At 44.5% G+C, this 25,220-nt stretch carries 12 protein-coding genes; all 12 read left to right on the forward strand.

The genetic code is table 11. The annotated features are described in order from the left end of the window. The first annotated feature begins 42 nt into the window (after nucleotides 1–42). The gene (locus EPL05_RS15285) at nucleotides 43–720 is read left to right on the forward strand and encodes an ABC transporter ATP-binding protein (RefSeq protein ID WP_128534849.1); all 678 of its coding nucleotides are present in this window, start codon (nucleotides 43–45) and stop codon (nucleotides 718–720) included. Nucleotides 721–1,006: 286 nt separating this feature from the next. Further along, nucleotides 1,007–3,364 (forward strand): ABC transporter permease, encoded by a 2,358-nt coding sequence (locus EPL05_RS15290; protein ID WP_128534850.1) that lies wholly within the window; start codon nucleotides 1,007–1,009, stop codon nucleotides 3,362–3,364. An 86-nt stretch (nucleotides 3,365–3,450) separates the two neighbouring features. Beyond that, complete coding sequence (locus EPL05_RS15295) at nucleotides 3,451–5,880, forward strand: ABC transporter permease (protein WP_128534851.1); 2,430 nt, start codon at nucleotides 3,451–3,453, stop codon at nucleotides 5,878–5,880. Nucleotides 5,881–6,027: 147 nt separating this feature from the next. After that, nucleotides 6,028–8,424: an ABC transporter permease gene (locus EPL05_RS15300; RefSeq protein WP_128534852.1), complete on the forward strand. Its 2,397-nt coding sequence runs from the start codon at nucleotides 6,028–6,030 to the stop codon at nucleotides 8,422–8,424. A 133-nt stretch (nucleotides 8,425–8,557) separates the two neighbouring features. Then, on the forward strand, nucleotides 8,558–10,912 hold the full coding sequence (locus tag EPL05_RS15305) for an ABC transporter permease (protein WP_128534853.1): 2,355 nt from the start codon (nucleotides 8,558–8,560) through the stop codon (nucleotides 10,910–10,912). Between the two features lie 136 nt (nucleotides 10,913–11,048). Beyond that, nucleotides 11,049–13,391, forward strand: a complete 2,343-nt coding sequence (locus tag EPL05_RS15310; protein WP_128534854.1) for an ABC transporter permease — start codon at nucleotides 11,049–11,051, stop codon at nucleotides 13,389–13,391. 136 nt (nucleotides 13,392–13,527) lie between these two features. Continuing rightward, nucleotides 13,528–14,505, forward strand: coding sequence for an ABC transporter permease (locus tag EPL05_RS24335; RefSeq protein WP_243837304.1), 978 nt, complete (start codon nucleotides 13,528–13,530; stop codon nucleotides 14,503–14,505). After that, entirely contained in the window at nucleotides 14,448–15,947 is a 1,500-nt protein-coding gene (locus EPL05_RS24340) for an ABC transporter permease (RefSeq protein WP_243837305.1), read from the forward strand. Before EPL05_RS24335 ends, EPL05_RS24340 begins: the two co-directional genes overlap by 58 nt. Nucleotides 15,948–16,250: 303 nt before the next feature. Continuing rightward, nucleotides 16,251–18,686, forward strand: coding sequence for an ABC transporter permease (locus EPL05_RS15320; RefSeq protein WP_208394765.1), 2,436 nt, complete (start codon nucleotides 16,251–16,253; stop codon nucleotides 18,684–18,686). A gap of 134 nt (nucleotides 18,687–18,820) precedes the next feature. Continuing rightward, nucleotides 18,821–19,840 (forward strand): DUF4097 family beta strand repeat-containing protein, encoded by a 1,020-nt coding sequence (locus tag EPL05_RS15325; RefSeq protein ID WP_128534855.1) that lies wholly within the window; start codon nucleotides 18,821–18,823, stop codon nucleotides 19,838–19,840. Nucleotides 19,841–20,125: 285 nt separating this feature from the next. Next, complete coding sequence (locus EPL05_RS15330; protein ID WP_128534856.1) at nucleotides 20,126–22,543, forward strand: ABC transporter permease; 2,418 nt, start codon at nucleotides 20,126–20,128, stop codon at nucleotides 22,541–22,543. 134 nt (nucleotides 22,544–22,677) lie between these two features. Beyond that, nucleotides 22,678–25,104: an ABC transporter permease gene (locus tag EPL05_RS15335; protein WP_128534857.1), complete on the forward strand. Its 2,427-nt coding sequence runs from the start codon at nucleotides 22,678–22,680 to the stop codon at nucleotides 25,102–25,104. The last annotated feature ends 116 nt before the right edge of the window (nucleotides 25,105–25,220 follow it).

Genomic DNA, 25,220 nt, shown 5'->3' on the forward strand with positions numbered 1-25,220 from the left:
GCCCTTTCGCTTTAGCCGGCGGAAGGGTTTAAGGGAGGCCAAATGATAAAAATTACAAATCTTGAGAAATTTTACCGCACAGAAGAGGTAGAGACCATTGCACTAAACAAGCTGTCGATGGAAGTTAACACCGGCGAGTTTGTGGCCATCATGGGCCCATCCGGTTGCGGTAAATCTACACTGCTAAACATTTTGGGTATGCTGGACGATCCGGATAACGGCAGCTACGTTTTCAACGGTGTTGAGATTGCCCACTTTAATGAACGTAAACGTGCCGACCTGCGCAAGCACAACATCGGTTTCGTTTTCCAAAGCTTTAACCTGATAGACGAGCTTACCGTTTTTGAAAACGTTGAGTTGCCATTGATCTACACCGGCGTAAGCAGTGCCGACCGTGTTAAACGCGTGGAGGAAGTGTTGGATAAAATGCAGATCATGCATCGCCGCAACCACTACCCGCAACAGCTATCGGGTGGTCAGCAACAGCGTGTGGCCATTGCCCGTGCGGTTGTAAACAAACCAAAACTTATCCTTGCGGATGAGCCTACCGGTAACCTGGATAGCAGCAACGGTAACGATGTAATGGAATTGTTGACAGACCTGAATGAGCAGGGTACAACTATCATTATGGTTACGCACTCTGAGCACGACGCCCGCTACAGTCACCGCATCATCCGTTTGTTAGACGGACAAACCGTGATGGAAAACATCATGGTATAACACCAATATTTAATAGCCTCATCCGCCCTTTGGGCACCTTCTCCAAAGGAGAAGGGTTGGTTATCAAAAGTCCTCTCCTTTGGAGAGGATTTAGGTGAGGCTGGGTTAACCTTTTTGATTAATATTTAGTTAAGTGTGCCTCCGGCTTTACCCACCGCCAATGCAAATTGGTGGTGGGATGCTTGAGTTTTGCCCCGTTTTTTGGGTAATTGGCAAGTGCTTTTTTTGTGGGATAGATTGATAATCATTGTGATCTGTGAAATCAATAAATTAAATCTGTGTAATCATGTTCAAAAATTACCTTAAAATAACCTGGCGTAACTTGTTGAAAAACAAGGGCTTTACTGCAATAAATATTGCCGGTTTAGCTGTTGGGATGGCCAGTGCCGCCCTTATTTTGTTTTGGGTGCAAAACGAGGTAAGCTACGATCAGTTCCACACTAATAAAGACCGCCTTTACCAGATGTATAACCGCTCGGTTTTTGATGGTAAAATGTGGTGCTGGGGTACTACGCCAAAAATAATGCGCAGCAGCCTTAAGCAGGATTACCCGCAGATAGAGCAGGTTGCACGTACTACACGGGCTAATTTTCTATTCACTTTAGGCGAAAAGCACCTCGTGCTTGCCGGAAATCACACCGATCCGGATTTTCTCACAATGTTCAGTTTTCCGCTGGTAAAAGGAAATCCAAAAACAGCACTAAACGAAATGAAAAATATTGTCCTCACTGAAAAAACAGCAAAAAAGTTGTTCGGAGATGAGGACCCAATGGGCAAAACCATCAAGATAGACAGTGTAGACTATTTTACGGTTACCGCTGTGATGAAAGACCTGCCTAATAATACCCAATTCGATTTTGAATACCTGATGCCGTGGACGTACATGGAGAAAGTAGACAAACAAGTAGAGAAGAACTGGGGTAACAATTCGGTACAAACCTGGGCACTTTTAAAACCCGACATAACCGAAGCGGCTGCAAATACACAAGTTAAAAACATAACCCGTTCGCATTCCGAGATCAAGGACATCGACGTATTTATGCATCCCGCCACCAAATGGCGTTTGTATTCTAAATTCGAGAACGGCAAAATTGTAGGCGGCCGTATAGAAACCATCAGGTTGTTCAGCATTATTGCGGTATTTATTTTGCTGATCGCCTGCATTAATTTCATGAACCTAAGTACCGCCCGTAGCGAGAAACGCGCCAAAGAGGTGGGCATCCGTAAAGTGGTTGGGGCATCAAAGGGCAGCCTTATCACACAGTTCCTCGGCGAAAGTATCATGATCGCTTTCTTGGCGGGCATATTGGCGCTTCTCATTGTACAAGTTTCACTTTCAGGCTTCAATAACTTAACAGATAAACAATTATTCATCCCTTACAGCAACCCGGTATTCTGGATTATATCTGTATCATTTATATTATTTACGGGAGTTTTATCAGGCAGTTATCCTGCGTTATACCTATCGTCGTTCATCCCCGTAAAGGTATTAAAAGGGACGTTCAGGGCGGCTAATGCAGCCCTTTCGCCCCGCAAGGTTTTGGTGGTTACACAATTCACTTTTGCTATTGTACTCATCATCTCTACCATAGTTGTACGCGAACAGTTAGAGTATGCACAAAACCGCGATACCGGCTACAAAAAGAACAACCTCGTGTACAGTTTCATGTCGGGTAACGTAGAAAAAAATTATAAACTTATTCGTAACGAGTTGCTTACCAGCGGTGCGGCCACATCCGTATCAAAAACCAGCGCGCCTATGACCGAGGGATGGAGCGATACATGGGACTTTAGCTGGACCGGCAAGCAGGAGGGCGCTAAAATAGACTTTAACGTGTATAATACCGATGGCTCCTTCACCCAAACAATGGGTTTAAAAATAGTTGAGGGCCGGGATATTGACGCGGTGAAATACCCCTCAGATTCGCTCGCTATTATGCTGAACCAGGCATCTGTGAAAATAATGGGCTTTAAAGATCCGATAGGCCAAATTGTTAAGAACGGCGATACTAAAATGACTGTAGTAGGAGTGGTGAAAGATTTTATATTGCAATCTCCTTATGAGCCCGTTAAGCCAATGGTAATACAAGGGCCAAAAGCATGGTTCAATGTTATCCATTATAAACTCAACGAAAAAAATACTACCGCCCAAAACCTTAAACTGGCGGAAGGCGTGTTCAAGAATTTTAACTCAGAGTACCCTTTCGACTACCATTTTGTGGACGATGAATACGCCAAAAAATTTAAGGATGAACAACGTACCGGCACCCTGGCAACACTTTTTGCGGGCTTAACCATCTTTATATCCTGCCTGGGTCTCTTTGGCTTGGCAACTTATATGGCGCAGAACCGCATTAAAGAAATTGGTGTACGTAAGGTGCTTGGCGCATCGGTAATAGGTGTTAGCTCCATGCTATCTAAAGACTTTTTAAAGCTGGTTGCCATTGCATTTTTAATAGCTACGCCGTTGGCCTGGTACGGTATGCATACGTGGCTGCAGGGATACACTTATAGGGTGCCTATCAGCATATGGGTGTTTATAACCGCCGCGGTAGTAACCATTATGATATCCATTATAACCGTGAGCTTCCAGGCGATAAAAGCCGCATTGGCAAACCCGGTGAAGAGCCTTAGATCGGAATAGAATCAAGAGACAAGAATCAAGAATTAATAAGAATCAGCGCAATCTGTGAAATCAATTTTCAGATCTGTGTAATCAAAATGACAATCATGTTCAGAAACTATATAAAAACAGCATTCCGTAGCCTCTTAAAAAATAAAGGCTTTACGGCTATCAACATTTTGGGGCTGGCCCTTGGGCTTGGCGCTTGCCTGCTTATTGTTTTTTATGTAGCAGATGAATTGAGCTATGACCGCTACAATACCAAAAGCGAGCGCATCTTCCGCGTAAATGCCGACCTTAAACTGGGGGAGAACCGAAAAGATTATGCTGTAGTAATGCCGCCGCTGGCCAAAACATTGGTTGCCGAATACCCATACGTAGAAGATGCTGTGCGAATAAAGAACGCATACAACATGCACGTTAAAAAGGGTGAGGTGAATATGGTAGAGAACAAGGTTGCCTTTGCCGATCCATCTCTATTTAATGTTTTTACGTTACCATTGATTAGCGGCGACGCTAAAACCGCCCTTGCAGAACCGAACTCGGTAGTATTAACCGAAAGCAACGCCAAAAAATATTTTGATAAAACGGATGTGGTTGGTAAGATGATGGTGATAAACGACAATCAAAGTTTTAATATCACCGGGGTGATAAAAGATGTGCCGAAAAACTCGCACTTTAATTTCGATTTCTTTTTATCGATGGCCACCTGGGCGGATAGCCGTTCAAATGCCTGGCTGCGTAATGATTATAATACCTATGTATTGCTGAAGGACGCTAAAGACGCTAAAAAGCTCGCCGGAAGCTTAGATGCCTTTCTGCTTAAAATGAGTGGTGACCAGATGAAAAGCGAGATAGGCATGAGCTACGCCGACTTTGAAAAAAGCGGCAGCTATTTCCGTTTAAACCTTACGCCGCTTACCGATATCCACCTCAAATCTAACCGTACAGGCGAATTGGGTGCAAACGGTACCACGCAATACGTTTACATCTTCTCGGCCATTGCCATATTTATATTATTAATAGCCTGTGTAAACTTCATGAATCTTTCTACTGCCCGCTCATCAAACCGCGCCCGCGAAGTTGGTGTACGTAAAGTACTTGGTTCGCCACGCAAATACCTTATCGCGCAATTCCTGTCAGAATCTATCATGATCACCTTCTTTGCAACCATTATCGCGCTTTTTGCCGCTATAGCATTGCTGCCGTTGTTTAACCAGCTTGCCGGGAAGGATATAGCTATTACACAATCAACATTGCTCTGGTTATTGCCGGTATCTGCGCTTATTGTATTGGTTGTTGGTTCGTTGGCCGGTTCGTACCCGGCGTTCTTTCTGTCGGCTTTCCAGCCGATAGATGTGCTGAAGGGCAAACTTTCAGCCGGTTTTAAAGGCGGTGGTTTGCGCAGCTTTTTGGTGGTTTTCCAGTTCGGCATATCGGTATTTCTGATAATGGGTACGCTTGTCATCAAAAATCAGTTGAACTTCATTCAAACCACAAACCTCGGCTTCAATCGTAACCAGGTGCTGGTGATACAAAATGCCTACGAGCTTAACAAAGAGACGAAAAATTTTAAGAACGAACTGACGCAATTGCCCGGCGTAACCAGCGCCACCATGACGGACTTCCTGCCCGTATCGGTAAATCGGCGCAGTACGTCCATCTTTTTTAAAGATGCCACGCTTGACCAAAAGAACTCCATTTTCCCGCAATTTTGGGAGGTTGATAGCGATTGGATACCTACGCTGGATATAAAAATGGCAGCCGGCCGCAACTTTGACAAAGACAGGTTGAGCGATTCGTCGGTAATTATTATCAACGAAGCTGCTGCCAAATTCCTGGGGTATAAAAACACCTTGGGCCAAACGCTGTACGAGTCGAACGGCAGTAGAACCAAACCAGTAAATGCCCTGAAATACGAGGTGATAGGAGTGATGAAGGATTTTCATTATAGCTCGATGCACGAAAAAATTGAACCGCTCATTATCCACCTTGCCGAAAACAACGGCTCCATCAGCCTGCGGGTAAATACAGCTAACCTGCCGGGTTTAATGTCGCAGATCAAAAACAAATGGTCAGGGTTTTCGCCTATGCAAATGAATTACTCCTTTATGGATCAGGATTTTGACGCGTCGTACCGTTCGGAGCAGCGTGTGGGAACCATCTTTATCATATTTACCACGCTGGCTATTATTATAGCTTGCCTGGGCTTGTTCGGGCTGGCGGCTTATGCGGCAGAGCAACGCACCAAAGAGATAGGCATCCGCAAAGTATTGGGTGCCGACGTAAGCGTTATTGTAGCTATGTTATCAAAAGATTTTGTAAAGCTGGTAGTTATATCCATCGTGGTAGCCTCGCCGTTGGCCTGGTACTGTATGCACCTGTGGCTGCAAGATTTTGCCTATCGCATTAACATACAATGGTGGGTAATCGCAGCAGCGGGGATAACAGCCATTTTAATAGCTGTAGTAACCGTAAGTTTTCAGGCAGTTAAAGCAGCATTGGCAAATCCGGTGAATAGCTTGAAGAATGAGTAAGTTAGTGAGTGGTGTGTAGTGAGTAGTGAGTGATGAATAGTTGGACGGGGAGTAGTTAAGAATCGGTGTAATCATAAAATAAAATCTGTGAAATCACCTAAGTAATCTGTGAAATCAATATAGAAATCTGTGAAATCTAAATAAATCATGTATAAAAATTATTTAAAAACAGCCTGGCGTAATATCTTAGGGAATAAGTTTTACGCTTCCATCAACGTGGCTGGCCTTACGGTTGGGCTGGTTGTTGGTTTATTTATGCTGCTTTGGGTGCAGGATGAATTGAGCTACGATAAATTCAATTCCAAAGCCGATAATATTTACAAAATAGGCATCGTTGGCGGCACGGGCATCAGCAAGCAGATCTTTAACAACATCATTGCGCCGGTTGCAACCTTCGCCAAAAGGGAGGTGCCCGAAGTACAGGATGCTGTGCGCATCATGACTTTGGGTAACGCGCCGTTCAGATATAAAGACAAAGTTTTTTATGAAGACGATTTCGCCTTTACCGATGCATCGTACTTTACCTTGTTTGATTTTAATCTCATTAAAGGAGACAAGCGCCATCCTTTTCCCGATAATAGCTCCATTGTAATTACCGAGGATATGGCCGATAAATACTTTGGCAAGGAAGATCCTATTGGTAAAGTGGTAACGCTTGGGCAGGATGAGCAACTGAAAGTAACCGGTGTTATCCCCAATTATCCCGCAAATTCCAGCTTTAAGTATCGCATTCTGATGCCCTTAGCCAGGTTTAATGACCTGGCTTACATCAAAAACAAAAAAAGCTATGATAACAAAACCTTTATCTCATCAATGGATGCTGATTGGAGCATGTTTGGTTTCCAAACCTATCTGCTGTTGAAACCAGGTACCACTGTCAACACCACTGCATTAGAGAAAAAATTGCAGGCCATACATGAGCGTAATAAACCGGAAGATGCGCCGGTACCATACCTAACGCAACCATTGCTTAAAATGCACCTATACAAAGCCGATGGCACCGATGGCGGCATCTCCACAGTGCGCACTTTTGGTATTGTAGCGTTGATGATATTGGTTATCGCCTGCATTAACTATGTAAACCTGTCAACCGCGCGCAGTATGCTGCGGGCCAAGGAGGTAAGCATGCGCAAAATAATAGGGGCCAACAAATTCCAGCTGTTTATGCAGTTTATGGCCGAAACTACTTTGCTGTTTGTAATAGCCGCCATATTTGCCTTCGCGTTGATGTTTGTGCTGTTACCTTATTATAATCAGTTCTCGGGCAAGCAAATTGCGTTGAGTCTGTCCAGCTATAACATCTGGGCCTGCATTTTGGTTACGCTAATTGGCACGCTTGCCGCATCCAGCATATACCCTGCTCTGCTGCTTTCCTCGTTCGAGCCGCTAAAAGCGCTAAAAGGACGGGTAACTATTGGCATAGGTAACGCAGCTTTTCGCAGGATATTGGTGGTACTGCAATTTGCGGTATCTATTGTGCTGATCATCGGCACGCTCATTATTGGTAAACAACTAAAATACATCAGGGATAAAAACCTGGGGTATGATAAGGGGAATGTGCTATCCTTTAGTATGCGCGATGAAATGATACCGCATTACGACGTTATTAAAAATGAGCTGCAAAAGAACCCTGCCGTATTGGGTATAACCCGTGCCGGCCGCGATATTGTGACAGGTGGCAGTTCCACCGGCGATACCGATTGGGACGGCAAACCGGCCAACTCCAACATGTGGTTTAACCAGATCTATGCCGATAAGGACCTGCTGAGCTTCTTCAAAATGAAGATCATTGATGGAGCAGGCTTTACCGGCGCCGTAGCAGATTCCGCACACTTCCTCATCAACGAGACTGCCGTAAAAGAAATGGGCCTTAAAAACCCCATCGGCAAAAGGCTGCGTGTGCAAACAGTAAATGGAACTATTATTGGCGTGGTAAAGGACTTTCATTTCGCCAGCATTCACAAACAAATAGAACCCGCGGTATTTCAGTACAACCCTAATAACTGCTGGAAAGTATACCTGAAAACAACCGGTCGTGATGCCCAAAGTGCCATTGCATCAGCACAAGCCATGTGGAAGCAGTACAACGGTGATATTCCTTTCAACTTCACCTTCCTGGACGAGAGCTATAAGAAACAATATACCGATGACCAGCGCACTGGCTCCTTATTCAACATGTTCTCTGGCATAGCCATTATTATTTCATGCCTGGGCTTGTTCGGGTTGGCCACGTACTCGGCACAGGTTAAAACAAGGGAGATCGGCATTCGCAAGGTATTAGGCGCCAGCGTGAGCCGCATTATAGGTTTGCTGGCGGCAGAGTTTATGGTACTCATCATCATTGCCATCGTGATCGCTATCCCGGTAGGCTGGTATGCCATGAGTGCCTGGCTTAGGGATTTTGCTTATAAAATAAATATAACCTGGGTGGTATTCCTGTTAGCAGGCGGTGGCGCAACTTTTATAGCACTGGCAACCATCAGCATCCAATCGGTAAAAGCGGCAATAGCCAACCCGGTGAAGAGTTTGAAAAACGGAGAGTAGAAAGTCAATGGTCGATGGTCCATAGCCGAAAAGAATAATTGAACAAATGAAGCTGTTATGGACTATTGACCATGGGCTATGGACTAAATAATCGGTGTAATCACAAAATAAAATCAGTGTAATCCTAAATATCATGATAAAGAACTATTTTAAAATAGCATGGAGGAACCTCATCAGGAACAAGGGTTTCTCGTTAACCAACATTTTGGGGTTAACCATCGGGATGATCTGTACCATCTTCATTTTTTTATGGGTAAAGGATGAGGTCGCGTACGATAAGTTCCACCAGAATCACGATAATATCTACCAGGTAATGGCTACGCGCGACTTTAAGCCGACCATCTTTACCGACCCTAACATGGTGCTGCCTTTAGCCAAAACGCTGGAAGGCGGCAACCCGCAGGTATTGCGCACCGTGGTAACCACGCACCAGGAATCGCACCTGTTTGAGTATAAAAATACCAAACTAAAAAAAGATTCGTACCAGGTGAGCGATCAGTTCTTCAATATTTTTAGCTGGAAGGTTATAAAAGGCAGCACCGCTGCTGTTTTAAGTGACCCTAAGTCTATCGCCATTACCGAATCTGCCGCCAAAGCATTTTTTGGTAACGACGACCCGATGGATAAAGTGGTAAAAGTGGATAATCAGTTAAATTATAAAATTGCAGCGGTATTAGCCGACCCTCCGGGCAATTCAACCTTTAAGTTTGATTTTATTGCGCCCTTCGACAAATCATCAGATTTTTTTAAAAACAGGATGAAGGAATGGAACGGTTCATCGCATAGTGTGTTTATCCAAACTACGCCGAACGCTAACATGGCCGCAGTGGATAAGTACATTGATAAAGTAAAACATGACCACGCGAAGGGCGATAAAATAAGCACGTACTGGACCTTCCCGATGAATAAATGGCACCTGTACAGCGAATTTAAGGACGGCAAAAACGTAGGTGGTATGATAGAGTATGTGCGCATGTTCACCGTAATAGCCATCATTATTTTGCTGATAGCCTGCGTGAATTTCATGAACCTTTCTACAGCCCGTTCAGAAAAACGCGCTAAGGAAGTAGGCATCCGCAAAACGTTAGGCTCCGACAGGAGGCAACTGCTTACCCAGTTCTTCTTCGAGTCTATCATACTGGCGCTCATCGCCTTTGTACTGGCCATTGGCTTTGTTTACCTGCTGATGCCATCATTTAACCTATTGGTAAGCAAGAGCCTGCATCTAAGTATTATCGATCCGTTCTTCCTGATCGGGGCGCTAATTATCATCCTGTTCACCGGCGTGGTTGCGGGTAGTTACCCGGCGTTGTACCTGTCGTCATTTAACCCGGTTAAGGTGCTTAAAGGCACATTCGCGGCGGGCAAGAGCGCGGTATTGCCGAGGCGTATATTGGTTGTGGGGCAGTTTGTGATGTCGATACTGCTGATATCTGCTACCATTATAGTTTACCAGCAGATCCAGCACATCAAGGATAAGAGCATCGGTTACAACCCCAATAACCTGATTATGATACCCTCTTCACAGGATATTGATAAAAACTACGCGGCCATTAAACAAGATTTGGAAAATACTGGTTTGGTGACCTCTACTACGCGCACCTCATCACCGATAACCGAGATCTGGTGGAAATCGGGCTCGCCGGAATACGACGGGAAGGCCGCCAATGGCGATATCATTTTCTCGGGCTTGCAAGCCGATGCCGACTTTACCAAAACCATGGGCATTAAAGTATTGCAGGGCCGCGATTTTAACAAAACCCCGGGCGATACATCGGTAATGCTACTGAACAAGGCCGCTGTTGAAGCTATGAAATTGAAAAACCCGGTAGGGATGGTAATGAAGTACGGACGTAAATTTACCGTTGCCGGCGTTATTGATAACGTGGTAATGGCATCTCCATATGATCCGGTTGAACCCCTGATGATCTATTACGACCCAAATAACTCCAGCGTGGTAAACGTGCGCTTAAAAGAAGGCGTACAGCCAAAAGCGGCCATCACCACATTGGAAACCATCTTTAAAAAATATAATCCGCAAAACCTGTTCGAGTATCAGTTTGTAGACCAGGAGTTCGGCAAGAAATTCCTGACGGAGGAACTGATCAGCCGTATCACCAATATTTTTGCAGGGCTGGCCATCTTTATCTGCTGTATCGGTTTGGCCGGTTTAGCATCGTTTACCATCGAAAAACGCTTCCGCGAAATTGGTGTGCGCAAGGTAATGGGCGCATCGGTACAACAACTGCTGATGCTCATCTCAACTGAGTTTTTAAAGCTGGTAGCCATTGCCTTTGTGATAGCCGTGCCGCTAACCTGGTACCTCATGAGTAACTGGCTAAAAAAATACACCTACCATATCGACGTAAGCGTTTGGGTATTTGCCGCCGTAGGGGGATTGATACTGCTGCTTACCCTTGTGGTAGTAAGCCTCAATACCATGAAAGCCGCATTGGCCAATCCGGTGAAAAGCTTGCGCTCGGAATAGGTCATTAGGTCATTGAGTCATTTGCAAAATGGAATGATTTAATGACCCAATGACGAGAAGCAAAATGACTTAATAACTAAAATATTATGCTAATAAACTACGTCAAAATTGCCTTGCGCATCTCACCAAACAGAAAATGTACAGCCTCATCAATATCAGTGGTTTGGCTATTGGGCTTGCTGTCTGTATGACCATACTGATGTACGTTTCGCATGAGATGACGTATGACAGCTTCCAGGTAAATGGTAAAAGCATTTATAAGCTGCAAGCGCAAATAAAGATCGGTGGCAATATTATGAACACGGCTTACATGAGCTATGTTACCGGGCCTATGGTAAAGCAACGCCAGCCGCGCGTAGAACAATTTTCGCGTACCATGAAATATCCAAAGCAAGTTTTGGTTAGCCTTGAGGCGAATCCTCATCAAAAGTTTGCCGGAGAAAAATTGCTCTTTGCCGATCATAATTTCTTCGATTTCTTTTCTTTTAAGCTCATATCGGGTAGTAAAACGGATGTGCTGAGCAAGCCCTTTTCGGTGGTACTATCCAAAGACATGGCCGATAAATATTTCGGTGCCGAAAACCCCGTAGGCAAAGTACTAACCATTAAAACCGACAGCACTTATAACTACCAAGTTACAGGCGTAGCCGAAAATAGCCCCTCCAACTCATCTATCGATTACAATTTCATCGTATCTGGCCCCACATTGCAGGCCACAAAGGAAGGGAAGAAAGCAATTAGTACACAGGGAATAGGCCCGGGCTCGTTTGATAATTACCTGCTTTTAAAACAACCTGCAGATACCGCGACTGTACGCGCCGACCTGCAATCGCTCCCCGCCAAGGATGTTAGTATGGAGGGCGAGATCTTCAGCCTTACCGCGTTAACTGATGCCCATTTGAACTCCAATTACGGCGATTCATCAAACACCAAATACCTTAAGATCTTCCCGTTGGTGGCCGTGCTGATATTGCTGCTGGCGCTGGTGAATTACATGAGTCTATCCACCGCCCGATCTACCTTACGAGCTAAAGAGGTCGGGGTACGCAAGGTATCCGGTGCCAGCCGCAAAACCATTGCTTTGCAGTTTTATGTCGAGTCGGGGATATTTACTTTGCTCTCTTTTATATTGGGCTATTTGCTTTGTTATGCTTTTAAGCCGTGGTTTACTAATACACTGCAATTAAAAATAGACAATACGTTTTTATACAGTCCGTTGGTGCTTGCATTGTTTGTCGCGATGTTTTTGTTAACCGCCTTAATTGCGGGTAGTTACCCGTCATTGGTGCTGTCGGCCTTTAAGCCTATTGCCATGCTAAAGGGCAAAATGAGCAAGCAAACCGGCGGTGTAGCCGTGCGTAAAGTATTTACCACTTTGCAGTTTGCCATATCGGTTGGGCTGATCATCTGCGGGATCATTATCGACAGGCAACTATACTATTTCCGCCATGCCGATACGGGTATAGACAGGGAAAACATTGTGATGATACCCGTTTCCAATAGCTTCGGTGAAAATTACCCGGCCTTTAAACAGGATATTCAATCGCTCGCCGGTATAGCCAATACCGCTACCTCGCACTACGCCATGTTTAAGGGGTACGACATGAATTTTATCAATGGTAAAACCAAGGATGAGAGTGTAGCGCTATCGGCATTATCAGTTGATAATCATTACATTAATACGCTTAATTTAAAGTGGAAAATAGCGCCGGTATCTGAAGCCAGTATGCGGGGCTACAATAAAGTGGTGATCAACGAAGAAGCTATCGACAAGCTCCACCTGAAGCCAAACCCGGTCGGCAGCTACATTAATACAGGGAACGAAAAATTCCAGATCACCGGGGTGCTTAAAAATTTTAACTTCAGTTCTATGCAGTCCACCATTGCGCCACTCGGACTGTTCATCTCACCCGATACCACCAAAAATTGGGCAAAGGTGGGTTGCAGCATGTTCGCCAAAATAAAACCCAATACCAACCTGCCAACGCTGCTGGCCAGCATGGAAAGCATTTACAGAAAGTACGATAGCGATACACCTTTCAGCTATTCGTTTATGGATGATGCCTTTAACGAGCAATATAAGGCGGAGGACAGGCTGGCTTCCGTCTTTAGCATATTTACCTATATCACCGTGTTGCTGGCTACCATGGGGCTGTTTGGCTTAACCGCATTCACTATAGAGCAGCGTAATAAGGAGATAGGCATCCGCAAAATATTAGGTGCGAGCCTTGCCACCATCACGTCGTTATTATCGGTAGATTTTATAAAATTGGTAGCAATATCCGTATTAATAGCCTCGCCGGTAGCCTGGTGGGCCATGCATAACTGGCTGCAAAACTTTGCGTACCGAATAGCAATCCCCTGGTGGGTATTTGTAGCGGCGGGTGTGATAGCGGTGCTCACAGCAATTGTAACTATTAGTTACCATGCGGTAAAGGCAGCAATAGCAAATCCGGTAGCAAGTTTAAGGAGCGAATGAAGTCCATAGCTATAGTCCATGGACAATAGCAGAAAAAGTATATATAAACGTCGAGTACCATGGTCTATCGACTATGGGCCATGGACTAAATAATCTGTGAAATCAAAATATTAAATCTGTGTAATCCTAAAATATCATGATAAAAAACTATTTAAAAAGTGCCCTGCGTAGTATTACCCGGCACAAGTTTATCTCGTTCATCAATATATTCGGCTTAACGGTAGGGCTTACTTGCTGCCTGCTTATTTTAACTTATATCGTCAACGAGAACAGTTATGATAAGTACAACACCAATGCTGATGATACCTACCGTGTAACGCGCACCTTTTATTCGGCGCCGGGGGTAGAGAGCTTGCACTTAAGTGCCGTGGCACCGCCATTTGGCCCCTTGCTGCAAAATGCCTTCCCCGATATTAAGAAAATGACCCGTGTTTTGTACACTGGCACAAGCGCCCTGCATTATAAAGAAAAGCTATTTAACGAAACAGGCACCGCCCTGGCTGATGAAAATTTCTTTGACGTTTTTGATGTATCGGTTACAAAAGGTAATCCACACACCGCTTTAAACAACCCATACAGCATTATGCTAACTGAGGAGTTGGCTAAGAAGTACTTTGACAAGGAAGACCCTATCAATAAAACTGTTCGGCTGGATGATAATAAGCATGAATTTAAAGTTACGGGCATTTTTAAACCCTTGCCGGCAAACGCGCATTTGCACCCGGAAATGTTGTTGTCATTTAGTACTTTAAAGGATAGCGTTGTTTATGGCGAAAAAAATCTTCAAACCAATTTTGGTAATAACGCTTTCGATACTTACCTGTTATTCCCAAGGGGGTACAATACGGCGAGAATAGAGGCGCAGTTGCCAGCGTTTTTAGATAAGTACGTTAACCTTGGCGGTACGGTTAAAACCCATTTACAAACCAAACTCGAGCTTCAAAAGCTAACAGATATACACCTCCGCTCGCACCTCGACGATGAGTTAGAGCAAAACGGCGATATTAAACGTGTGTATGTTTTCTCGGCGATTGCACTCTTTATTTTGCTGATAGCGTGTATCAACTACATGAATTTATCTACCGCCGTTCGGTTTTGCGCGCTAAAGAAATAGGTATCCGTAAAGTGATAGGAGCACAGCGCAAAGAGATCATCTCCCAGTTCCTCAGCGAAGCGGTATTGATCACCGGGGTGGCGCTTATTTTGGCAATTCTGTTAACAGTTATTACACTGCCTTTTATCAATAAAATGTCCGGCTTAGGGCTGTCCATCAACAGCCTGCTGCAGTTTAAAATTTTACTGCCTGTGTTGGCATTACCCTTTGTGATTGGCTTAATAAGCGGCATATACCCGGCTATCTTTATGTCATCCTTTATCCCGGCTAAGGTTTTAAAAGGGATGCTGAAGGTGGGCTCGGGCAATGTATCGTTCCGCCAGGTGCTTGTAGTTTTACAGTTCTCTATCTCAATTATCTTAATTGTAGCAACTACTGTTGTGTTTAAGCAATTACAGTATATCCAGAATAAAGCCCTCGGTTTTAGTAAGGATAATATCATCACTATGGGGTATTATAATGGCCTTACGCCGCAATACAATGCTTTTAAAGATGACCTGCTAAAAACCGGGCTGGTTAAAGATATAGGGCGTTCTTCGCGGATCCCTTCGGGCAGGTTGCTGGATATGCAGGGAGCATCTGTTATGGAAAATGGCACAGCGCAGCCTGTAAAATTCGACCTTAAAAATATTACGATAGATTACGGTTTTATACCCACTTTCGGCATTAAAATGGCCGCCGGGCGCAATTTTTCGGAAGCTTTTAAAACCGATAGTGTTAACTGCATCATTAATGAGCAGGCGGTTAAAGAACTTGGATGGAAAACCCCTGAAAACGCGATCGGAAAAAATTTAACCTATGGCGGTGTTGACGGTAAAGTGGTTGATGTGGTTAAAAATTTCCATTTCGAATCGCTTCATCAAAAAATTCTCCCCATGATATTTAAACTGCCTAACCGCGACGGCCTCAACCGTACGTCAATTAAAATAAGCGGTACAAATGCGCAGGCATCTATTGCTGCTGTGGAAGCTACGTGGCACAAATACCTGCCCGAAACACCCTTCGATTATACTTTTTTGGATGAACGCTTTGGCAAACTTTACCAGAGCGAGCAACAGCAGAGCAGCTTGTTCACCATCTTTTCGTTCATAGCCATATTTATCGCTTGTTTGGGCTTATTCGGGCTATCGGCCTTCACTATAACGCAGCGGGTAAAAGAAATTGGCGTACGTAAAGTATTGGTTGCCAGCGTGCCGCAAATTGTGGCGGAGCTATCACAGGATTTTTTAAAACTGGTAATATTAGCGGCAATAATATCGCTGCCAATAGCCTGGTACGCCATGAACAAATGGCTGCTCGATTTTGAGTTCCGCATCAGCATTAGCTGGTGGATACTGGCCATGGCGGGTGTACTGGCGCTTATTGTAGCATTTGTAACCATCAGCTTCCAATCCGTAAAAGCCGCGCTGGCAAACCCAGTGAAGAGCTTGAGAAGCGAGTAAATAGTCGATAGTCCATAGACCATAGTCTACAGGGGCGATAGCGGTAGTAATCGCATTCATCACCATTAGCTTCCAAGCCCTAAAAGCCACCATGGCAAACCCGGTGAAGAGCTTGCGTTCCGAGTAGGTGGTGAATGATGAGTTGAGAATGGCAAGTAGTAAGTTGTTCTTTAGTACGGCAACTATTCTCTGCTCACCACTCACTACTGCCTACCTGTATCATAACCGAACACAGCATTGTAACACATGCGTACAGGCTTTATAATACATAATATCATAACTAACTTATAATCATTGTTTTGTATGTTTGGTATATCTTTTACTATGGATATGCCAAACTACAACATCATGCTTAGGAATTACTTTAAAATAGCTTGGAGAAACTTAACAAAGCACAAAGCTTTTTCGTTCATCAATATTTTTGGCCTTGCTGTTGGCATCGCCGCGTTCTGGTTGATAGCCCTTTATGTAACCGACGAACTTAGTTACGACCGGTATAACACCAAAGCCGACCGCATCGTTCGCGTAGTACAACACGGCACCTGGGATGGCGGCGGGTTTGATTTCGCGGTTACATCCGCACCTTATGCGGGAGCGTTAAAGTCAGATTTCCCGCAGGTAGAACAAACCGCCCGCATAGATAGGGAGGGTGGCGGTAAAATAACCGTTGGCGATAAAATTATTGAGGAAGGCAACATGGTACTTGCCGATAATGCAATTTTCAAGATCTTCAGCTACCAGTTTTTGCAGGGTGATGCCCAAACCGCTTTAACCAAACCGCAAAGCATTGTATTAACCAAAACCCTTGCGGAAACACTTTTTGGCGATGCGGAATCAGCATTAAACAAAACCATATCTATAGATGGCACCGCAACCAATGTTACCGGCGTAATTGCCGATGTGCCGGTAAATTCTCATATTACATTTACAGCGCTGCGTTCGTTACCGGAAGGTTTCACAAGCGCCTGGGACGATGCAAGCATTTACACCTATTTGCTTTTAAAAGATGCCAACGATAAGCAAGTTATTGAAGCAGCAAGCAGTGTTTTTTTTAATAAATACCTGAAAAAGAAAATGGGCGATCTGAAGTTTGGCTTAGAACTTCAGCCGCTGACATCTATCCACCTGCACTCTAACCTGGGCTACGAAGCGGGCTCCAATGGCAATATCACCTACGTTTATGTGTTTAGCATTACTGCTTTACTTATATTAGTGATAGCCGTTATCAACTATGTAAATTTGGCTACAGCACGTTCATCTATCCGTATTAAAGAGATCGGCGTGCGCAAAGTGATCGGGTCTGACAGAAGCCAGCTGATCATCATGTTCTTTGCCGAATCGGTCTTGCTTACCTTTATCGCTACGGTCATTGCCGCGGTGATCATCCAATTCTCGTTACCGTTCTTTAACCAGTTATCAGGTAAAACCCTGGTGCTGATGCAATTTGGTACGGTGCAAACTGTCGCTATATTCCTTGGCTTCTCTTTATTCACCGGGTTGTTCAGCGGTATTTATCCGGCTATGTTCCTATCCGGTTTTGGTACCATTAATGCCATGAAGGGGCAATTAGGCAACCAAATGGCGACAATCTTCTTCCGTAAATCGCTGGTAGTGTTCCAGTTTGTGATCACCATCGTCATGATAGTGGGTTCCTTTGTAATTTACCAGCAGCTGCGCTTCGCCATGAATAAAGATCTTGGCTTTAATAAGGCGCAAACGCTTACTTTTCATGTCAACAACCACGATGTGAGGGGCAAAATTGCTGCCTTAAGGCAGCAGCTTTTACAAAACCCAAATATTGAAGATGTGTCTACCGCCGGCAACCCTATTGGCAGCAACAGTATGAACAGCGGCGGATTTAACGTAGGCGTGGATGGCAAATCCAATTCTGAGTCGCTGTTAGTTCAAAAACTTACTATCGACGAAGATTTTATCCCAACGTTGCAGATCAAAATGAGTAAGGGCCGCAATTTCTCGAGGGATATTACAAGCGATGTAAACGAAGCTATTTTAGTAAACCAAACCCTTGTAGATAAAATAGGCTGGAAGAACCCGGTTGGCCGCAGGGTTAACCTCGGTGTAGATAATCAAGGCAAGGTAATAGCGCGCACCATTGTAGGCGTTGTGAAAGATTTTAACACCTTTTCGCTTCAGCATAAAATATCACCGTTGGTTATGAGCTTACCACAAGAGGCTAACGATAAAGATAACCTGTACGTTCGCGTTGGTAAAAACAATATCAAGGCATCGTTGGCCTACATTACTAAAACTTACGGCGACTTTGACATCGAACAAAAACCAGAGTTCCACTTCCTCGACCAAAACTTTGCCGCGCAATACCAAACCGAGCAAAAACAAGGCAACATCCTGCTCATCTTTACCATATTGGCCATCAGTATTGCCTGCTTAGGCTTATTCGGTCTGGTGACTTTTACCGCCGAACAACGCGTTAAAGAGATCGGTATCCGCAAAGTTTTAGGTGCGAGTGTTACCAGTATTGTAAGCCTGTTGGGCACCGATCTGATGAAGCTGGTGTTCATCGCTACTATTATAGCTTGCCCAATTGCTTACTTCGCTATGAACAAATGGCTGCAAGATTTTGAATATAAGATAGCTATCAACTGGTGGGTGTTCCTACTGGCAGGCGGCGGCGCAAGTTTAATAGCGCTGGCAACCATCAGTATACAATCTGTAAAAGCAGCCATCAAAAACCCGGTGAAGAGTTTAAAGAGCGAGTAATTTTTAGTTCATTGTTGATAGTTCATAGCGAAAAACTGCAGCTACCATGAACTATCAACTATTATCTATGAACTTTCTTAAAACTAATGCAACTATTTAACAACAATAGCCATCTATTATAAAAACTAAATAACATGAAAAAATTCCTATTTTTCTTAGTGCTGGCATCTCCGGTATACCTTGCTTCGGCACAGGATAGCAAAACGCCATATCTCACCAGGTCATTAGCATCTGACAATGTAAAAACCGTATTTGTAAACACCAGCGGCGGCAGCATTTCCGTTAAAGGCGGCGAGGAGCCACGCATTGAGGTTTACGTAGTTGGTAACAACAACCAAAACCTGAGCAAAGAAGAGATCAAAAAACGCCTGGACGAAGATTACACTTTAGATATTGCTGTGCATGGTGGCGAATTACACGCTACTGCCAAGCAAAAACACAACATTAATAACTGGAGAAAGAGCCTGAGCATTGGCTTTAAAGTGTACGTAAACAAAGCCACCGAAACCAACTTAAACACCAGTGGTGGGAGCATCAGCATTGCCAATTTAACAGGTAACCAAAACTTTGAAACCAGCGGTGGCAGCTTGAATATTAACACCGTTGCGGGCATTATTAAGGGCGAAACCAGTGGCGGCAGCATCAATGTAGCTAATTCGAGCAAAGAGATCGAGCTGACTACCAGTGGCGGCAGCATTAGCGCGAGCAACTGCCAGGGCCATATTAAATTGGAAACTTCGGGCGGTTCGGTTAGGTTGGATAACCTGAAAGGTTATGTAAAGGCAGAAACCAGCGGCGGCAGCGTTAACGGCAGCAAAATTGATGGCGAACTGATTGCCGGTACCAGCGGTGGCAGTGTTAGCCTCATGGATGTTGCAGGCAGTGTAGACGCATCAACCAGTGCGGGCAGCATTCACGTGCAAATGACCCGGGTAGATAAATATGTAAAAATTGACGGCAACTCGGGCCATGTAGACCTGCAATTACCGGCTAAACAAGGCTTTAACCTGGATGTACGCGGCGATCGTGTAAACATGTCCGTGAATGGTACGTTCGAAGGTCAAAAAGAAAAAGAAAAAGTTGTTGGTAAGCTAAATGGCGGTGGTTCACCTGTTGAAGTGCGCGGCGATGGCAGTGTTAATGTAACTTATTAAGCTTATAGATCATAGTTGATGGTTCATAGTGAAGAGTTCGCGGTCGGAATAGTTTGGTGAGTGGTGAATAGAGAGTAGTGAATGGTGAGTTGAGGATATCAGCTCACCATTTTATTTTTCGGTTTAACGCTTAAAACCATTCACCACTCTCAACTCACCAGAGTGTATCATAACCGAACGATCACTGTTACACATACGTACACCGTACAGTTATAAATTCAAATTAAATATCTGATTATTAATATATTATATAATTGGTATTTGTTTTAAGCTATTGGCATTACCATGATAAAAAATTACTTAACCATCGCCTGGAGAAGCCTTACAAAAAACAAGGTTTTTTCATTCATCAACATATTCGGGCTTGCTATTGGTTTAACCTGCTGTATGCTCATCAGTGCCTACATTTACCAGGAAGTTACCTATGATACCTATCCCGCAAACGCCAAAAATATTTACCGTGTGGGCCTGCATTTAACCGAGAATGCAGGCGTTACCGATTTCGCTTTGGTTGATGCCGCAGTAGGGCAGGGCATCAAAAATAATATCCCCGGTGTGGTGTCATCTACCCGCATCAGCGGCAGGGGATCGGTCTACGTAAAATATGACGACAAACTATTTAAAGAAGAACACTTCAGCATAGCCGACTCTAATTTTCTGGCTATGTTCTCGCTGCCGCTTATTCAGGGTGACGGACGCAGTGCGTTGGTTAGTCCAAACAGCGTAGTAATCACCAGCCAAACAGCAAAAAAATATTTTGGCAGCGAATCGGCTATCGGTAAAACACTCGTGCTGCAGGGCGAGCGGGATTTAAAAGTTACCGGCGTAATTGATAAAGTGCCCGATAACTCCCATTTTCATTACGACGCGTTCATTAGCAAATCTACCTATCCATCTAAGCGTGAGACTTGGAGTAATATCAGTTTTTATACTTATTTACAGCTAAACAACGGTGCCGATGCTAAAAAGATAGAGGCACAATTCCCTGCGCTCGTGTTAAAATACGCCGCTCCCGAAATTCAGAACGATATGGGGGTGAGCCTTGCCGAAGCGCAAAAGTCGGTTAATACCTTCCGGTTTTTCCTGATGCCGTTGACCGATATCCACCTGCACTCTGCAACCAAATTTGAGATGGAGCCAAACGGCGACATCCACTACGTTTATATTTTCAGCGCGCTGGCAGCATTTATTTTATTGCTGGCCTGCATCAACTTCATGAACCTGTCTACCGCCAGCTCGGTTAAACGCGCAAAAGAAGTTGGCATCCGCAAGGTGATGGGCTCGTTAAAAAGTTCGCTCATCTCGCAGTTCCTTACCGAATCGGTAGTGGTAACGGCTTTAGCCATGGTCATTGGCTTAATGCTTGTTTATTTTGCCCTACCATATTTTAATGCCCTTGCCGGTAAGCAGTTTGAAATGGGTTTGTTTGTAAGCTTCAAAAGTATTGCAATAGAAGTATTCCTGGTTTTGCTTGTTGGTATCATCGCAGGCATTTACCCGGCTTTCTTCCTGTCATCATTTAAAGTGCTCAATGTTTTAAAAGGCAACAGCTCGGCAGGCCCGGCAAAGCGTAACTTTTTACGCAGCGGCCTGGTAGTGTTCCAGTTCTTTATATCTACATCGCTTATTATAGCTACCATGGTGGTATACCGCCAGCTAAACTACATGCAGAATATAAAATTGGGATATGATAAGGAGCAGGTACTGGTGATAAATGACGCATATTCGCTTGGCAACAATATCGATGCATTTAAACAGCAACTCCTGCGCGACCCGCGAGTGGCCAACGCTACCGTAACGGGTAGCGTACCCGGAGCGGCTAATATGGATGGCACCCAGATCTACGCCAAGGAGTTTAACGACAAACAGGAACACAAAGAGATCCACACCAATATTTACCACGTAGAGGATAGCTACTTAGCCACCCTCGGCATAAAAATGGCCATTGGCCGTAACTTTTCCTCCGCATCCCCGGCAGATTCATCGGCTGTGGTGATAAACGAGGCGCTTGTGCGCGAAATAGGCTGGGGCAATACCGATCCGATTGGCAAAACTATTGTACGCTCCGGTCAGCATGAATTTAAGGTGGTAGGCGTGGTGAAAGATTTTCATTATAAATCGGCGAAAGAAAAAATAGCGCCGCTGATGTTTTTACCCGGCCGCAGCAATATGCTGATGGCTGTTAAAGTGCATTCGGCAGATATAGCGCCATTTTTAACCGATGTGAAAAAACAATGGGATAGTTTTCGCGCTACAGCGCCGTTCAGCTATTCGTTCCTGGATGAGCAGTACGCTGCCTTGTACAGTGCAGAACAACGTACAGGAAAGATCTTTACCTCGTTTGCCTTCGTAGCGGTAATCATCGCCAGCCTCGGCTTGTTTGGCCTGGCAGCATTCAGCATTCGTCAAAGGGTGAAAGAAATTGGCATCCGCAAGGTATTGGGCGCATCGTCTGGTACTATTACGGGCATGCTCTCTACAGAGTTTTTAAAGCTGGTGGGGATAGCCATTGTGGTATCGGTACCGGTAACCTGGTACGCAATGTATAAATGGCTTCAGGATTTTGCTTATCGCGTTGAAATATCGTGGTGGGTATTTGTGCTGGCGGGCTTTATAGCCATATTGGTAGCTTTTGTTACGGTAAGTTTCCAGTCGGTAAGGGCGGCGTTGGCAAACCCTGTAAAAAGTTTGCGAAGCGAGTAACCTAAATTATTAAAGTGTGGTCATAAATGGTGAACCATTTTTTATCGCCTGATAAATAGGGGTAAATGGTTTGTTGGTTGTATTACATCAGGTAAGTAACCATAAATTTTTCACGTTAACCAATTTAAAATATCATGTTTAAAAACTACGATAAAACAGCTTTCAGGAGCTTAATGAAAAACAAAGGCTTTACAGCCATCAATATACTGGGGCTTGCCCTGGGCCTGTGCGTTTGTATGCTGATCGTTTTCTACGTGATAGATGAGGTTGGCTACGATACCTATAACACCAAAGCCGATAGGATTTACCGGGTAAACAACAATATTAAGTTCGGCGGGAAAACAAGCCAGTATGCGGTTTCGCCGGCACCGCTTGCCGCAACGCTTAAAAGTGATTTCCCCGAAGTAGAAAATACCGTACGTTTTAGAGGGCGCGGCGGTTTTAAAGTACGGAAAGACGCCCAAAATGTTCAGGAAGACCGCATGATCTATGTAGACTCTACCTTGTTTGCTGTCTTTACCTTGCCGATGATACAGGGTGACCCTAAAACCGCCCTTACAGAGCCTAAAAGCGTGGTCATAAACGAAACCACAGCGCTGAAATATTTTAACGCAACAAATGTAGTTGGCAAAACGCTGACCTTTAACGACACCATCCTGTATAAAGTAACCGGGGTAATTAAAGATATCCCAAAGCAATCGCACTTTAATTTCGACTTTTTCCTGGCTATGAACGGGCTGGACGAGAGCAAGGAAGGCGCCTGGTTAAGTAATAATTTTAACACATACGTTCTATTGAAAAATGGGGCTAATCCTAAAGCACTGGAATCAAAATTCCACGCCTTTGTAACCAAATATGTTGGTGGGCAGCTGCAAGCCGCCACGCACATGAGCTTTAGCGACTTTGAAAAAGACGGCAGCTACTTTAGATTAAATTTAGTTGCGCTGAAGGATATCCACCTGCGCTCTAATGCGCAGAACGAGCTGGGCGGTAACGGTAATATCCAGTATGTGTACATATTTTCGGCGGTTGCTATTTTTATATTGCTCATTGCCTGCGTAAACTTCATGAACCTCTCCACCGCGCGCTCGTCTAACCGTGCCCGCGAGGTAGGCGTGCGTAAGGTATTGGGCTCGGCACGCAGTTCGCTTATCGCGCAGTTTTTGTCAGAGTCGGTTCTGGTAACTTTTGCCGCAACGGTTATTGCTGTTGTGGGCGCATGGTTATTACTGCCGGTATTTAACCAAATGGCAGATAAGCAGCTGGCATTTACCAGCGGTACCTTTGTATGGTTGCTGCCCGTGCTGCTGCTCATCGTTGCTGTAATTGGCTGCCTGGCGGGCTCGTACCCGGCCTTCTTTTTATCAGCTTTCCAACCCATAGACGTGTTGAAAGGTAAATTGTCTGCCGGTTTTAAGGGTGGTTTTCTGCGGAGTTTTTTGGTGGTATTTCAATTCTCTATTTCCATATTCCTCATCATAGGCACGCTGGTTATTTATCACCAGCTAAAATTCATCCAAAGTAAAGACCTGGGCTATAGACGCGAGCAGGTGCTTATTGTTAACAATACATACGTTTTGGATAAACAAGCCAAGGTGTTTAAACAGGAAATAAAAGCACTGCCCGGTGTTAAGAATGCCACTTTAACTGGCTATATCCCAACCGGGGGCTGGAGAAACAATACATCGATGTTTGAGAGCCCCACATTAGATACTAAACATGCCGTATCCATCGGCGTTTGGGACGTTGATGAGGATTATATCAATACCATGTGCATGCGCATAAAGTATGGCCGCGATTTTTCGCCAGAAATGAAAATGGATTCCTCCGCTGTGATCATAAACGAAGCTGCGGTGCAAATTTTAGGTTATAAAGACGCGCTGAACAAGGAACTTTATATGCCAACAGATAACATGGCTAAGAACCTGAAAAAGCTTCATATAATTGGAGTGATAAAAGATTTTAACTTTAGCTCCTTACGCGAAAATATTTCGCCGCTTGCATTTTTACTGAACCAGAACACCGGTGCTTTAAGCGTGCATGTAAACGCGGCGAATGCCACCGCCGTACTGGCACAGGTTAAAGAAAAATGGCATTCCTTAGCGCCAAACCAACAGTTCGACTACTCGTTTATGGACGAAGATTTTGAGAACAGCTACCGTACCGAGCAGCGCATAGGCGGCATATTTATCGCCTTTACCTCCATGGCTATTATTATCGCCTGCCTGGGCTTATTTGGCCTTGCAGCTTATGCTGCCGAGCAGCGCACTAAGGAGATAGGCATCCGCAAGGTACTGGGTGCCAACATATCCATTATAGTAGCGATGCTTTCCAAAGATTTTATTAAACTGGTTATCATCGCCATCGTTATCGCGTCGCCATTGGCCTGGTTTAGTATGCAGCACTGGTTTCTATCAGGTTTTGCGTACCGCGATGGTATTAAATGGTGGATAGTAGCCACTGCCGGCGGCGGGGCCATCATTATCGCGTTTGTCACCATCAGTTTTCAATCAATAAAGGCCGCGCTGGCCAACCCGGTAACGAGTTTGAAGAATGAATAGGGTAGAGAGTGGTGAATAGAGAATAGAAAGTAGTGAGTAGAGAATAGTCAGTGGAGAATAGAGAATGGTGAGTGGTTTTGGGCCGCTCACCATTTTTTAGTTTGTTACAAGTGTAA

Origin of the sequence: Mucilaginibacter gilvus (assembly GCF_004054195.1) — a bacterium.
GTDB lineage: Bacteria > Bacteroidota > Bacteroidia > Sphingobacteriales > Sphingobacteriaceae > Mucilaginibacter > Mucilaginibacter gilvus.

Coding starts and splice junctions, on each gene's coding strand:
- EPL05_RS15285 (WP_128534849.1), top strand. CDS start 43: ATGATAAAAATTACAAATCTTGAGAAATTTTACCGCACAGAAGAGGTA.
- EPL05_RS15310 (WP_128534854.1), top strand. CDS start 11,049: ATGTACAGCCTCATCAATATCAGTGGTTTGGCTATTGGGCTTGCTGTC.
- EPL05_RS15320 (WP_208394765.1), top strand. CDS start 16,251: ATGTTTGGTATATCTTTTACTATGGATATGCCAAACTACAACATCATG.
- EPL05_RS15300 (WP_128534852.1), top strand. CDS start 6,028: ATGTATAAAAATTATTTAAAAACAGCCTGGCGTAATATCTTAGGGAAT.
- EPL05_RS15290 (WP_128534850.1), top strand. CDS start 1,007: ATGTTCAAAAATTACCTTAAAATAACCTGGCGTAACTTGTTGAAAAAC.
- EPL05_RS15335 (WP_128534857.1), top strand. CDS start 22,678: ATGTTTAAAAACTACGATAAAACAGCTTTCAGGAGCTTAATGAAAAAC.
- EPL05_RS15305 (WP_128534853.1), top strand. CDS start 8,558: ATGATAAAGAACTATTTTAAAATAGCATGGAGGAACCTCATCAGGAAC.
- EPL05_RS15325 (WP_128534855.1), top strand. CDS start 18,821: ATGAAAAAATTCCTATTTTTCTTAGTGCTGGCATCTCCGGTATACCTT.
- EPL05_RS15330 (WP_128534856.1), top strand. CDS start 20,126: ATGATAAAAAATTACTTAACCATCGCCTGGAGAAGCCTTACAAAAAAC.
- EPL05_RS15295 (WP_128534851.1), top strand. CDS start 3,451: ATGTTCAGAAACTATATAAAAACAGCATTCCGTAGCCTCTTAAAAAAT.
- EPL05_RS24335 (WP_243837304.1), top strand. CDS start 13,528: ATGATAAAAAACTATTTAAAAAGTGCCCTGCGTAGTATTACCCGGCAC.